This window comes from Acinetobacter sp. YH12021 (assembly GCF_013420145.1).
Classification (GTDB): domain Bacteria; phylum Pseudomonadota; class Gammaproteobacteria; order Pseudomonadales; family Moraxellaceae; genus Acinetobacter; species Acinetobacter towneri.
The window spans coordinates 296,709-310,615 of record NZ_VOYT01000002.1; the positions used below are offsets into that span (position 1 = coordinate 296,709).

A 13,907-nucleotide genomic window follows, 5' to 3' on the forward strand; every position below is an offset into this window, starting at 1 on the left:
GAGCTCCCAACAGCTCGTCTTTGCGATTGTCACTATTTGCGCTACACTGCTGTTTTATCGACATGAAAAAGATTTGGGCATGAACATTAAAACATTACGTTGGGTTGGGTTCCTAGAAGGTATTTCATTCTTATTGTTGTTATTTATTGCTATGCCCATGAAATATATGTTCGATAACCCAATTTTAGTGAAATATGTAGGTATGGGACACGGCGTATTGTTTATCGCATTTTTAGTAGTGCTTTTTGTGGTTTGTGAAAAACAAAAATGGTCTCTTAAAATGTTTATTTTGGGCTTAATTGCTTCAATTTTACCTTTTGGCCCATTTGTTTTTGATGCTAAATTGAAAAAGATGGAACAACCAGTACAAGCTTAATCTGCAAGTCCTTTTCAGCTTTCATCATATTACACATTTTCTCAACTTTAATTTATAAATCAAATGTTTGCAAGGTGATGCCACATCACCTTGTTTTATGATGCAGCTGAAAAATTTAACCCCTTAAAACTGCCCTGCAGCAACTCGCTCCTGCATCACCTGTTTAAGCATCATGCGTGGCAAACTAAACCAGAGCGTTATCAGCACCAAACAAGCCAAACTATACGCCCAAATATCAAACCGCATATATAAAACACGCACCAGTTCAATCACAATAAAAAAGCACAGCATCAATATCATTGAAACACTAGCAGCAACAGTACCTTTAGACACTTCCGATGACATTAAGGCGAAACGGTATAAGACTGAGAAGCTCATTCCCTCACCAAAACTAATCAAGCTCATACCAATCACCAAACACCAAACAAAATAGATTTGCCAAATTGCCCCCAATACGATCAGCACACTACCCAACAACATTAAAGGTAAACCAATCAAGACTGTTTTTCCTAAAGGTAAACGGTCAATAACTTTCATCAGTACCAGATTGCCTAAAATCAAACCACCCAAAACAGGAAACTGCGCCAAACCGTATTGCAGACTACTAAAGCCTAACTCTTCCACCAACATCACAGGAGATAACGCAATCCACAACATTAAAGGCATGCTCAATAAGGGCAGCGCCAATGTCAAACCTAAGAATCTGGTATTTTGAAAAACTTGTTTAAAATCATCCCATACATCTCGAAATGGAGGTTTGGGAATACGCTGCTGATTTTCAGGCATTTTGGCTTTCAGTCCAAACCAACTCAAAAATGCCAACAGTGCTATGCCGATAAAACCCCAATGCCAAGAAACATGCTCAATCATAAATGCACCTAAGACTGGGCCGAGCAAGGGAGCAAGTAAAGAGACGTTCGCCATGAGCGCCATGACTTTAATTGCATCACGTTCTGCAAAGTTTTCCTGAATAGCCGCATAACCGACTGCACTAATGACTGACAAACCAAAACCTTGAAAAAAACGAAGAACAAGGAAGCTTTCAATGTTCTGAGTCAATAAAATCAATAAACAGGTTAGGGTAAAAAATGCCACGCCGCCCAATAATACTTTTTTGCGTCCCAAACGGTCAGAGAGTGGCCCCAATAACCACGCCACACAAGCACCCCCCAGCAAATAAAATGACATGGACGAAGCTGCCCATGCACCACTGACACCAAAATCTTGTGTGACGGCCAACATCGCGGGTTGAACCAAGTCATTGCCAATATAAACCGCGAACTCAAACAAGACCAAAGCCAAGGGAAACATGAGTGTGGCACGTTGAATGGTATTTTTTTGCTGCTGTGGCATGAGTTATAAAGGACAAAACGATGCAAGTCAGCCGCGTTTAGCCCATAAAAATAGAAAATTGAGCTGCAGTTTAACAGAGTTGAATGGAAAATTTATGGCGCATTTTTTAAGTCCGTTAAATAAATTGCGGCACTTGATGTGACATCAGACCAAGTTAGGCATCACCTCCTTCAGCGGGTTAAGGCGATACAGTATTGCCCAATTCATAATGTGAAAATACCGAAAGCACAGGATAAAAATCACCCACGGCAAAACGGCTATCATTGCGGTGTAGAAATGCTAGAGTTTTGATGGACATGCTGCGCTCACACGTTTTTGAATCGAATGAAGTCATCCTAAATAAAAGCTGTGGATAACACGAGTATTATCCACAGACGCTTTGTTGCATTTTTAGAACATCAGGCAAGATTTACCTAAGCCCTACAGCAATTTAAGGACATTTTTTGCTTTGGAAAGTCTTGGTATTTTTACCACGTGCGCATAAGTAAGCGGTTTGCACATCACCCTGCTGCCATTGTCCATTAATATTTTTAAAGTGATAAATACTACGAATTGAACGTACCGAATCATCCATTAAGCCTGTTTCGGTAATTTTTACTTCTGCCGCAGTTGGTGCTTCGACACGGTTAAAGTATTGACGAATTTCAACGGTAGCCAATTCTTTACGCAAATCTGGACGTTGTTTGAGTACCTGCGCCAAAGGTGTTTCTGCAGGCGTAACTTGTGAAATAATATTCTGTGTAGTCGCACAGCCTGACAATAACGCAACACCCAATGCGGAAACCGTGATTAAACGCAACATAACTCCTCCAAAATGTTGATTATTATTTATGCTTATATGATGCCTTGTTCGAGCAGAAACGCTAGAACAGAAATGTAAAATTAAAACAGCGGCATAAAAAAACGCATCACGAGGATGCGTTTTTCAATTCACTTAAATAAATGAAAGGCGAAAGGAATTACAAATCAAATAATTTGCCTGGGTTCATAATGCCTTGAGGGTCAAAAACCTTTTTCAACGCTTTCATATATTCAATTTCTTCAGCTGAACGTGAATATTCCAAATATGGTTTTTTGGTCATGCCTACACCGTGTTCTGCAGAAATAGAACCATCATATTTCTTCACAGTATCAAATACATACTTATTTACCACCTGACATTTGGCAAAGAATTCGTCTTTGCTTAAATCGGCAGGTTTTAGAATGTTCAGGTGCAAGTTACCATCACCAATATGACCGAACCAGCAAATTTCAAAGTCAGGATAGTTTTCTGCCACAATTGCATCAATTTCCTGAATAAATGCAGGAACATGAGTAATCAATACTGAAATATCGTTTTTATATGGAATAAACGGTGCAATCGACTCAGAAATGTCTTCACGCAAACGCCATAAACTTTCAACTTGGTCTAGGCTTTGGCTCAATACGCCATCCATCACCCAGCCTTGTTCCATACAGTGTTCAAAAATTTCCATCGCCTTGTCCATAATTGGCTCAAATGGCGCTTCAAATTCAAGTAACACGTAGAATGGACATTGGGTTTCAAATGGACGTTGCACATGACCATGATCCAAGACTTTTTGCATCGCCAATTCACCAAAGAATTCAAATGCAGTCAGATCAATTTTAGCTTGGAAAGCATGTAATACAGGCATCACCGAATTAAAATCAGGTACGCCCAACACCATCACTTGCAAATCTTGCGGTTGGCGTTCTAGCTTAATTTCAGCTTCGGTCACTAAGCCAAGTGTGCCTTCACCGCCAATAAATAAATGTTGCAGCGCATAACCTGTTGCGTTTTTGATCATGCCTTTGTTCAGACGCAGGATATCTCCTTTGCCTGTTACCACAGTCAGACCCAACACCCAGTTACGGGTCATGCCGTATTTAATGACTTTAATACCGCCCGCATTGGTACCAATATTACCGCCAATTTGTGAAGAACCTGAAGATGCAAAATCGACTGGATAATACATGCCTTGTTCTTCGGCATAGTTTTGTAGTTGCTCAGTCACCACACCCGCTTGCACACGTACCATACGGTCTGCAGGGAAAAATTCCAAGATTTGGTTCATCTTGTCCATGCTGACGACAATTTCACCATTGGCTGCCACTGCACCTGCAGATAAACCTGTGCGTCCGCCCGATGGAGTAATGGCCACATTAAACTGATTCGCCAGTTTTACAATGGCTTGTACTTGCTCTGTGCTTGATGGAAAAACGATGACCGATGGGTTCGGATCAAAATGCTTTGTATGGTCACGACCCCAGTTTTGGAGGCTATCAGCATCCGTTTTAATACGGTTTTCACCGACTATTGCCGTTAATTGGGTCAATAACTCAGGGGTTAAAGCGACTGGAGCATTCATCGTTTGCAGACCTAGCAAGAATTAAACAGGAAGAAAAGCGACTGTCTGCACATCTTGATCTATTTGAAGATGAAGATACTGCAGACTAAATATGTGCATCAAAGCAACAGCGTGGGTTGGCTTTCATGTGCGCCGCTTATTATAAGCGATTTTTTTGAAAAACCTGTGAATATTGGCAATTCCGATAATATAACGTGGTAAGAACAGGGCAATTTTGGGCAATATTTCTGAAAGAGATTATATCTGACAAAAAATACCTGCACTCTTGGTCATAAAGGAAATGTATATCGACCCATCTCCTATGTTATCATACCGCCACTAAATTTGGCCTTTGTAGCGGAGCCGTAATGAGCCAACATCTTTCACTACCTAAAGATAAAATTCGTTTCTTGTTGTTAGAAGGCGTACACCAGAACGCAATCGACGTGTTAAATGCAGCGGGTTATACCAACATCGATTATCGTAAAACAGCGCTTGAGGGCGATGCGTTAAAAGAAGCGATTAAAGATGCGCATTTCATTGGAATTCGTTCACGTACACAGCTAACTGAAGAAGTTTTTGAAGCTGCGAACAAACTAATTGCGGTAGGTTGTTTCTGTATTGGTACAAACCAAGTGAACTTAACTGCAGCAATGGAACGTGGTATTCCAGTTTTCAATGCCCCTTATTCAAACACCCGTTCGGTTGCAGAATTGGTATTGGCTGAAGCAATTTTATTGCTACGTCGCGTACCTGAAAAATCAACCGATACACATGCAGGTGGCTGGAACAAGTCTGCAGTCGGTTCATTTGAAACACGTGGTAAAACTTTAGGTATCGTGGGTTACGGTTCAATCGGTTCTCAACTTTCAGTATTGGCTGAAAGCTTGGGTATGCACGTCATTTATTATGATGCTGTAACCAAGTTACCTTTAGGTAATGCACGTCAAGTTGGCTCTATGGGCGAATTATTGGCAAATGCTGACGTGGTTTCTTTACACGTTCCAGATGTACCATCTACCCGCAATTTCATGGCAAAAGAACAATTTGCACAAATGAAAGAAGGCGCAATTTTCATTAACGCGGCACGTGGTACTTGTGTGGTGATTGAAGATTTGGCAGATGCTATCAAGTCTGGTCATATTGCAGGTGCTGCAGTTGACGTATTCCCGAAAGAACCAAAAGCCAATGGTGAAGAATTTGTTTCTCCACTACGCAACCTACCAAACGTGATTTTAACACCGCACGTGGGTGGTTCTACTATGGAAGCGCAAGCGAACATTGGTTTAGAAGTGGCAGAGAAATTTGTTGCATATTCAGATAAAGGTATGACTTTGTCTGCAGTGAACTTCCCTGAAATTGCATTGCCATTAACTGAAGGCAAGCACCGTTTATTACACATTCACCAAAATATTCCAGGTGTATTGTCTAAAATCAACAACTTGTTTGCTGAACATGGCATCAACATCTCTGGTCAATCACTTATGACCAAAGGTGATGTCGGTTATTTAGTAATGGACGTTGATGCAACGGCATCTAAAGAAGCGCTTGATACCTTGCATGAAGTTGAAGGCACAATTCGCGTACGTGTATTGTTCTAATACCACCAGCGCATGCTACAAAAAACCACAGTCTGCGTACTGTGGTTTTTTATGTCTGCTGCATCTACACAGCATCGTGCTGCAACCCGCTAGTATTTTAAACTTGGTATAATCTCCCCCGTATTCCTATTCTGACGCTTTAGAGTATTTTCCTGCCTCATGCCAAACGCCCAACTCACTGCGGTGTTGTTCATGGTTCTGTCCATGATCTCCTATCAAATCAGTGCCTCATTTGCCAAACAACTCTTTCAGGTACTCGACCCGCTTAGCGTGACAATTTTACGGCTGTGCTTTGCCAGCGTGATTGTGGCAATCATGTTTCGCTCATGGCAAATTCTTTCGCGGCTGTCGTATTTAAAATGGCGTGATTTATTGTGTTATAGCGCAGCCTTGGGCTGCATGAATATTTTGTTTTATCTGTCTTTGGGCAAATTACCACAAGGCATTGCAGTGGGTTTGGAATTTGTCGGGCCTTTGGGTTTAGCGTTATTGTCCATTCAAAACCGTAAAGATTATGTCTGGGTATTGTTGGCGATTTTAGGCATTATTCTTATGGTGCCTTGGGGACAAGCGCAGGGAGATCATTTTAGTCTGTTTGGTGCAGCATGTGCCTTAGGTGCAGGATTGTGCTGGGCTTTTTATATTTATTTTGGGCAAAAAGTGGTGCAACAAAATATTGGCATGCACGCGCTGACCATCGCCATCAGTATTTCGGCTTTGGCTTTGATTCCATTCGGACTGTATAACAATGCCCCCGCACTGTTTGAAACCCAGTATTGGGGCAAGGCGCTTGCCATTGCAGTGCTTGCCACGGCCATTCCTTATGCGCTGGATTTACAGGCCTTAAAACAACTCAGCAAAATGAGTTATGGCACACTTTCCAGTTTATCGCCTGCTTTGGCTGCACTGACAGGCTTGGTATTGTTGGGTGAGAAAATTACTTCACTGCAATGGCTCGCGTTATGCTGCATTATGTTAGCTTCGGTGGGCGTTACTTTTAGAGCAGTAAAAAAATCCAAACAGCCACAGAATATTTAAACCAGAATGTTTAAACCAAGCTGTTTTTAGACATCTGTTGGTATTTTTCATATTCTGCCAAATATTGCTTGGCTAGACTTTGTTTTTGCTGTTCAGACAAAATTTTGCCTGCCTGCTGAAAAAAGCCATGTTCTTCTTCTTTTAAATGATGATGCACTTTATCTGACAGTTGCTTGGCAATTGCCAGCCAACCCGTGTTGCTCATTTCCGTTTCGGTTAATTGTTCGAGTAATTCATCCATTTGATGATGCTCTGCCAAAGCATGGCGAGTGATATTTAAACCCGCATCAGTCATCATTAAGGGAATATAAAAATAGCGATCTTCTGCCACTGCATGCGCAAATAATTCATTTTTAAGTTGTTCAAATACCGCTCTACGTTCAGGGCTATCACCTGAAGTTTGCGTCAGTTGGTGGGCTAAATTTCGTTGAATGTCGTGACTTTGGCGTAAAGCTTCAAAAATATTCATGTGCAGACCTCTGTTTTTTACCCATGCGCGGCGAACAGATTGATAAAAATCTACTCGCACATCCACATCGGTTTTGGAGTCAGTTTTTTAATTTCGTTTTAATCCTCTAAGTACTGTATAGAGGATCAATCCAAAATCCTGCAACTATTTGTATAAAAAGCTTTAATTCACTTACTCACTTTATTCAAGTTATGTATCTGAACAAAGCTTAGAGATTTAAAACCCGTTTCGGTACCAAGCGCTTTTTATCTGTAACTTCAGCCAAACCTAGACACTTCTCACCATCAAAGACCAACACTTGCGCTGCTGCAGGATGGTCAATATTACTTTCCATACCACGACTAAAATATTCAGCGCGTCCTTCAGGGACTTGAATGTGTAAAAAATGCTGCACAGGCGCATACGCAGGCAGCAATAAAGCCTCACGTTCTGCTTCACTTAAACTTTCCAAGTATTCAATGCTATAACTCGGAATCAGGTCAAAATGCCCCGTTTTAATCCGATGTAAATAGGTCAAATGTCCATAAGTACCCAAGGCTTTGGCAATGTCTTCACCTAAAACACGAATATATGTGCCTTTAGAACAAGTCACATCCAAAGTGATGCTTTGTTCAGTAAAAGAGAGCAACTCAATGGCATCAATGGTGACTGGACGTGCTTCACGTTCAATTTCAATGCCCTGTCGTGCCAATTCATACAACGGACGGCCTTCTTTTTTTAAGGCAGAATACATAGGCGGAACTTGCATCAAATCGCCCTGAAATTGTGCCAATACCTGCTCAATGCGCTCTTGGCTCAATGTAGGAACTGCCTGCTGCAACAACACTTCCCCTTCCACATCTCCCGTGGTGGTGCTATGTCCCAATTGAATGGTGGTTTGATAGCGTTTCACCGAATCGAGTAAATAGTGCGAAAATTTGGTCGCTTCACCCAAACAAATCGGCAGCAAACCCGAAGCCAATGGGTCTAATGCCCCCGTATGCCCTGCTTTTTGCGCCCGATATAACCAACGCACTTTTTGCAATGCTGCATTGGAACTGATGCCCAAAGGTTTATTCAATAAAAATACACCACTAATGGCACGACGCTGGATTTTAGCCGCAGATGATTTCATAGCACACATAGGTCAAAGCAAAACTGCGTCATGGTAACAATCTGCCGCGATAAATGACAACATTTCTAGAACAGCGACTTACTTTTATGGCATATTTGGGCGCTTAGGATTAAAAAAATAAAATGGATAAACAGGTGCATTGCAATGCAGAAACATAAAATATGGATTGTTTTAGGCGTAGTGATACTGCTCATTGTGGCTTTGGTGTATTGGCTGATGCCACCATCAACCTCTGCCCATACATCACCCCAGCAAAGCTCAAATGATGAAACATCTCAAGCTTTGAGCATGCAGCAAGCCATGCAAAATAACCCTGCTGCAAATTTTTTAAGCCCAAGTCAGCAGGACACCGAAGTCAATTGTCAGCTTAAACTGGATGCAAGTAATCGTCTGATTGTGAATGAGCAAACCCGTAACTGTTTTGAATATTTTATTACCCAATATGGCGAAAAAAGCATTGAACAAATTCGTGGTGATTTTAAAAGGTATATTCAACAAGGACATAAAGAGCCTGCCTTATCGCAAATTTTAGATTTATGGCAGCGTTATTTGGACTATCGCAATGCGCTTGGACAACTGCAAGCACCGAATTTAAATCAGGAAGATCCGCAATATTACCGCAGCATTTTTAGCAGCATGCAAAATCTGCGTAAACAATATTTTTCTGATTATGAAATTGAAGGTTTATTTGGTACGGAAGATGCCTATCACGAATATACCCTAAAGCGCATGGCAGTCATGGATGATAAAAAATTATCTGAAGCTGAAAAAGCACGACAATTGCAGGAATTATTTAAACAACTCCCGCAAGATTGGCAGGAGAATTTAGAGCAGTTAAATACTTTACAGGATTTGCGCAGTTTAACCGCAGCAATTAAAGCACGTGGCGGTTCTGCTGCTGAAATCCGCCAAATGCGTTTAAATCTGGTTGGTCCTGAAGCAACTCAGCGTTTAGAACAATTAGATGGGCAACGCAGTCAGTGGAAATCACGAGTAGAGGATTATTTAAGTACGCGTGATCAAATCATGCAAAGTGGAATGAATGATCAAGCCAAGCAACAAGCCGTGAAACAATTACGCGGACAGCATTTTCAAAATCCACAAGAGCAATTGCGTTTAGAAACCTTTGAGCAGGTACATGATCAAGGTGGAAAATTACCTTTTGCTGACTAACCTATCTACATAGGAAACTGGGGCATTCAACATGCCCTATTTTTATGCCTGAAAAGCTGTTTTAGTACAAACTCACCACAACGATTTAATATACAAATGTCTATAAATATTAAATAGATATCAATATGCATGTAGATTTACAAATCTCTGGGACAATGCGCAATAACTGTCCCTAAATGATATGTTTTTTCTAAATTACGCATGAAAAAATACCTGAGCGTACAAAAAATAGTCGAGGATGACTCACAACACCGTGCCGTAACCAACGGCAATTTGCATATCTGAGCTTTCAAGAGGGAAGCGAAGCCACCACTTCACTTGTAACAAAAATAAAGAACACAGGATTGTTTTATGACCATCATCTCTAACATACGGGCAATTACATTGGCTGTCACTGGCTGCTTGCTCGGTTCAATGGGTGTCGCTCAAGCTGCTCCAAGCGTGTTGCCTATTCAGGAACAGGTCAAATCTGACTATGCCAAAACCAAATATCCATTACTTATGGTACACGGCTGGCTCGGATGGTCACGCATTGGCAATGAAACCTTTAATATGGATTATTGGTATCAAATTTTGCCAGATCTGGCACGTAATGGCGCAACCGTATTTGCCGCACAACTCTCCCCTGCACATCGTACTGAATTTCGAGGTGAGCAACTAATTGCCCAAGTCGAAGAAGTCATAGCAATCACGGGCAAATCCAAAGTCAATTTAATTGGTCACTCGCATGGTGGTCCAACAGTACGTTATGTGGCTGCCACCAAACCTGAATATGTGGCATCAATTACCGGTGTTGCAGGAACATTCCGTGGCTCCAAAGTTGCCGATGATATTCAAAATAATCGTTTATCACGCACCGCGTTTAATATTTTAGGCGACTATATGGTGGCGCCTCTCATTACTTGGGCGCAGCAACAGCCAGACATGCCTGTCGATTTTGATGCATCGATGGCTTCTTTAACCGAAACAGCGTCTGCAGATTTTAACCGTCGTTTTCCAACCACAGCCTTGGCCGCAAATTGTAGCAGCAGCGGTGCCAAAGTAGATCGCGGGATTCATTACTATTCATGGACAGGTGTAGCACAAGCCACCAATTTACTGGATATTGACACTGTTTTAATGCAACTCGGCCCACTGTCTTATGGCAATTTAGACAACGATGGCATGGTCGCACGTTGTAGTACCCACATTGGACACGTCATTCGTGACAACTACCGACTAAATCATACCGACCTTGCCAACATGATGTTTGGCTTAACGGGCTTGTTTGCACCTGACCCAGTTGCACTGTATCGACAACATGCCAACCGATTAAAATTACAAGGTTTGTAATAGTAAAGCTCATTTCAATCTTGGCAAAACCATCTTCCTGTACTTGAAACTCAAGTGCAAGAAGTTCAATAACCATGAATCATTCAGAACTTGCAATCTAGCAAATTTCCTGAATAATGATATTTGACAATAGATATTGTCATGCTAGGAAAGCACAATAAAATAGAGGATGTTATATGAAATATGGATTATTCATTGCAGGCTTAATTGCGGCTAGTACCTTCAGTACCGCGCACGCATCCAATGCAGAACAGGTCAAATCTAACTTCGTGATCTCCAGTTATGCCAAAACCAAATATCCGATTGTGTTTACTCACGGTATGGCAGGCTTTATCAATATTGGTGGAGATCAGTTAGGTGTCGATTATTGGTACCAAATTTTACCCAATTTAGCACGTAACGGTGCCAACGCTTGGGCAACCCGCGTATCTCCTTTTAACTCATCGGAAGTTCGTGGTGAACAACTGGCACAACAAGTCGATGAAATTCTTGCAATTACAGGTGCAAGCAAAGTCAACCTAATTGGTCACTCGCATGGTGGGCCAACCATTCGTTATGTTGCAGGCGTGATGCCGTCTAAAGTCGCATCGCTGACTGCTGTCGGTGCACCAAATAAAGGCTCGCCTGTGGCTGATTTTATTTTAAAAGTACAAGGCACACCACTCGAAAAGCCATTAATGGATATGGTCAATTTAGTTTCCAAAACCATCACTTGGGCACAAGGTTTAGACCCAAACAGCTATCCACATGATTCGTTGGCGAGTGCAAAAAGCTTAACTTTGGCTGGCTCAGCACAATTTAACAGCAAATTCCCAATGGGTATGCCAACGACGAGTTGTGGTGAGGGCGCTTATCAAGAAAAAGGCATCCAGTTCTATTCATTTACGGGTAATACGGCTGTTACCAATATACTTGATCCAGACTCAGCCATGCTGGCGACCAGTTTATTGATTGATAATGGCCGTGATAATGATGGTTTAGTATCACGTTGCAGTGCCAAATTTGGTAAAACCATTCGTGATAACTACTATTGGAACCACTTGGATGAAGTCAATCAAGTCTTGGGCATGAAAGATATCTTTGCCCCAGATCCTGTCGATGTCTACCGTCAACATGCTAACCGCCTAAAACTACAAGGTTTATAAATTCAAATAGCACACATAAAAAAATGCGCCTAAACGGCGCATTTTTTAGCTGTAAAGCAAAGTTAAAATTAACCTTGTTTACGTGCTGGTAATTTCTCACGAATACGTGCAGCTTTACCAGACAATTCGCGTAGGTAGTAAAGTTTAGCACGACGAACGTCACCACGACGTTTCACTTCGATTTTCGCAACGATTGGAGAGTGAGTTTGGAAAACACGCTCAACACCAACACCGCTAGAAATTTTACGTACTGTGAACGCAGAGTTCAAACCACGGTTTTTCTTCGCAATTACAACACCTTCAAATGCTTGAAGACGTTCACGATCACCTTCTTTTACTTTTACTTGAACGATAACTGTATCGCCTGGTGCAAAAGCTGGGATGTCTTGCTTAAGCTGTGCATTCTCAACAGCTTGTACTAAAGGATGCTTACCACTCATGGGGTATCTCCAATATGTGTGGGTCAGAAGAGGTCTGATTTCCACTGGGTATAGAGGCTAAAGCGCATAGACCCGATTGACTTTCCCTTTATGCCTGACCGCTTCAATGCATAAAGAGCCTATTTAAAAACTACAAACACACTGTCTGTAGCAATTTTGCTTAGACAAACCGATTACTTGGTCTGTCCTTGCGAATCTTTTAGCCATTTTTTTTGCTGCTTGCTCAACTCAACTTTTTCAATCAACTCAGGTCGACGCTCTAAAGTCCGTTGATAACGCTGCAAAAACCGCCATTTTTCAATATTGGCATGGTGTCCCGACTTTAGTACTTCAGGGACATCCAAACCTTCAAAATCGTCTGGCTTGGTATATTGTGGGCAATCTAAAAGACCATCCACAAATGAGTCTTGCACATGAGATTGCTCATCAGACATAGCACCCGGAAGTCTCCGGATAATACTGTCCAACAACACCATCGCAGGTAGCTCGCCACCCGATAAAACATAATCCCCAATTGACCATTCCTGATCAACATAGTTTTGGATTAAACGCTCATCGACCCCTTCATAGCGACCACACAATACAATTAATCCATCATATTTAACGAATTGTTGTACTGCAGTTTCGTTTAAGGTTTTACCTTGTGGCGACATATACACCACAGGTACATGAACTGCTCCTGCTTGCTGTGCAAGCTGTTTGGCATGCTGGATTGCTTGCGCTAAAGGCTCTGCCATCATCACCATACCTGGACCACCACCAAATGGACGTTCGTCCACCCTTTTGTAGTTGCCCTGTGCATAATCACGTGGATTAATGCAATGAATTTGCATCAAGTCACGTTTTGCTGCACGTCCGCTGATACCGTAAGCTGTAATCGCTTCAAACATTTCAGGAAAAAGCGTAATGACTGCAAAAAACACCGCAGACTCCTCTATTTTCCTGCTCTGCGAATCCTAAAAGGATTAATAATCTACGCCCCAATTGACATAGATGCGACTCGCTTCGAGATCAACGTGTTGTACCACATCTTTATGCCATGGAATCATACGCTCTTCGCTATCGACGCTATCGGCAGTTGCGCGAACCACCATCACGTCATTGGCACCTGTTTCAAACAGTTCATGGATTTGACCGAGGTTCACTTCTTGTTCGTCATCGTCCAGACCTAACACTGTTAGACCTTTTAAATCAGACCAATAATACTCGTCCACGCCTGGTTGAGGCAGTTGCGCTTTTGAAATCCAGATATTTGCGCCAACCAAGTTGTCTGCTGCGGTACGATCACTCACACCTTTTAAGCTGACCACCAAGCCTTTGCCATGTGGTTTCCAACGTTTTACATCGACCATTTGCCAACCTGCTTTGGTTTCAATGTACCAAGGCAGGTAGTCAAATATGTTGCTCATAGGTTCTGTGTTGGAATAGACCCAGAGCCACCCATTTAATCCATATGCTGAACGTAGCTGTCCAATCTGAATACGATCTTCGGGCACATTCTGTGTTGGTGTCATGGGC

The 13,907-nt window shown here is 42.0% G+C and carries 14 protein-coding genes and 1 pseudogene; 6 read left to right on the top strand and 9 right to left on the bottom strand.

What is annotated here, in order from left to right:
• Positions 1-79: 79 nt before the first annotated feature.
• On the top strand, positions 80-376 hold the full coding sequence (locus FTT91_RS03820; RefSeq protein WP_004974548.1) for a DUF3817 domain-containing protein: 297 nt from the start codon (positions 80-82) through the stop codon (positions 374-376).
• A gap of 123 nt (positions 377-499) precedes the next feature.
• On the opposite strand, the gene FTT91_RS03825 is transcribed toward FTT91_RS03820, so the two are convergent.
• The 4 genes and pseudogenes from FTT91_RS03825 to FTT91_RS03840 all read right to left on the bottom strand — a co-directional run bounded on the left by FTT91_RS03825 (position 500) and on the right by FTT91_RS03840 (position 4,098).
• Positions 500-1,729 (bottom strand): MFS transporter, encoded by a 1,230-nt coding sequence (locus FTT91_RS03825; protein WP_180168999.1) that lies wholly within the window; start codon positions 1,727-1,729, stop codon positions 500-502.
• Between the two features lie 181 nt (positions 1,730-1,910).
• Positions 1,911-2,021: pseudogene (locus FTT91_RS03830) on the bottom strand (pirin family protein); the annotation flags it as partial.
• Positions 2,022-2,159: 138 nt separating this feature from the next.
• The gene (locus tag FTT91_RS03835) at positions 2,160-2,531 is read right to left on the bottom strand and encodes a hypothetical protein (protein WP_004974545.1); all 372 of its coding nucleotides are present in this window, start codon (positions 2,529-2,531) and stop codon (positions 2,160-2,162) included.
• Between the two features lie 157 nt (positions 2,532-2,688).
• On the bottom strand, positions 2,689-4,098 hold the full coding sequence (locus tag FTT91_RS03840) for an FAD-binding oxidoreductase (protein WP_004974544.1): 1,410 nt from the start codon (positions 4,096-4,098) through the stop codon (positions 2,689-2,691).
• A gap of 347 nt (positions 4,099-4,445) precedes the next feature.
• Here FTT91_RS03840 and serA point away from each other — a divergent pair, with 347 nt between their 5' ends.
• Both serA and FTT91_RS03850 read left to right on the top strand, forming a co-directional pair.
• Entirely contained in the window at positions 4,446-5,678 is a 1,233-nt protein-coding gene (gene serA / locus FTT91_RS03845) for a phosphoglycerate dehydrogenase (protein ID WP_004974541.1), read from the top strand.
• Between the two features lie 159 nt (positions 5,679-5,837).
• Complete coding sequence (locus FTT91_RS03850; RefSeq protein ID WP_180169000.1) at positions 5,838-6,716, top strand: DMT family transporter; 879 nt, start codon at positions 5,838-5,840, stop codon at positions 6,714-6,716.
• 10 nt (positions 6,717-6,726) lie between these two features.
• Here FTT91_RS03850 and FTT91_RS03855 read toward each other — a convergent pair whose 3' ends face one another.
• Entirely contained in the window at positions 6,727-7,185 is a 459-nt protein-coding gene (locus FTT91_RS03855) for a hemerythrin domain-containing protein (protein ID WP_180169001.1), read from the bottom strand.
• 208 nt (positions 7,186-7,393) lie between these two features.
• Positions 7,394-8,299, bottom strand: a complete 906-nt coding sequence (truB, locus tag FTT91_RS03860; protein ID WP_180169002.1) for a tRNA pseudouridine(55) synthase TruB — start codon at positions 8,297-8,299, stop codon at positions 7,394-7,396.
• Between the two features lie 144 nt (positions 8,300-8,443).
• On the opposite strand from truB, the gene FTT91_RS03865 reads away from it, so the two are divergent.
• The 3 genes from FTT91_RS03865 (at position 8,444) to FTT91_RS03875 (ending at position 11,949) form a co-directional block, all read left to right on the top strand.
• Positions 8,444-9,472 carry a lipase secretion chaperone gene (locus FTT91_RS03865; RefSeq protein ID WP_180169003.1) on the top strand — a complete coding sequence of 343 codons (1,029 nt, stop codon included), beginning with the start codon at positions 8,444-8,446 and terminating at the stop codon, positions 9,470-9,472.
• Positions 9,473-9,886: 414 nt separating this feature from the next.
• Positions 9,887-10,804 carry a triacylglycerol lipase gene (locus FTT91_RS03870; RefSeq protein ID WP_257229568.1) on the top strand — a complete coding sequence of 306 codons (918 nt, stop codon included), beginning with the start codon at positions 9,887-9,889 and terminating at the stop codon, positions 10,802-10,804.
• Between the two features lie 176 nt (positions 10,805-10,980).
• Positions 10,981-11,949 carry a triacylglycerol lipase gene (locus FTT91_RS03875; protein ID WP_096901258.1) on the top strand — a complete coding sequence of 323 codons (969 nt, stop codon included), beginning with the start codon at positions 10,981-10,983 and terminating at the stop codon, positions 11,947-11,949.
• 68 nt (positions 11,950-12,017) lie between these two features.
• On the opposite strand, the gene rplS is transcribed toward FTT91_RS03875, so the two are convergent.
• The 3 genes from rplS to rimM all read right to left on the bottom strand — a co-directional run bounded on the left by rplS (position 12,018) and on the right by rimM (position 13,903).
• A complete protein-coding gene (gene rplS / locus FTT91_RS03880; protein ID WP_004974529.1) occupies positions 12,018-12,389 on the bottom strand; it encodes a 50S ribosomal protein L19 in 372 nt (123 codons plus the stop codon).
• 173 nt (positions 12,390-12,562) lie between these two features.
• Positions 12,563-13,312 (bottom strand): tRNA (guanosine(37)-N1)-methyltransferase TrmD, encoded by a 750-nt coding sequence (gene trmD / locus FTT91_RS03885; RefSeq protein ID WP_179995906.1) that lies wholly within the window; start codon positions 13,310-13,312, stop codon positions 12,563-12,565.
• 42 nt (positions 13,313-13,354) lie between these two features.
• Positions 13,355-13,903, bottom strand: coding sequence for a ribosome maturation factor RimM (rimM, locus tag FTT91_RS03890; protein WP_179995905.1), 549 nt, complete (start codon positions 13,901-13,903; stop codon positions 13,355-13,357).
• Positions 13,904-13,907: the final 4 nt, after the last annotated feature.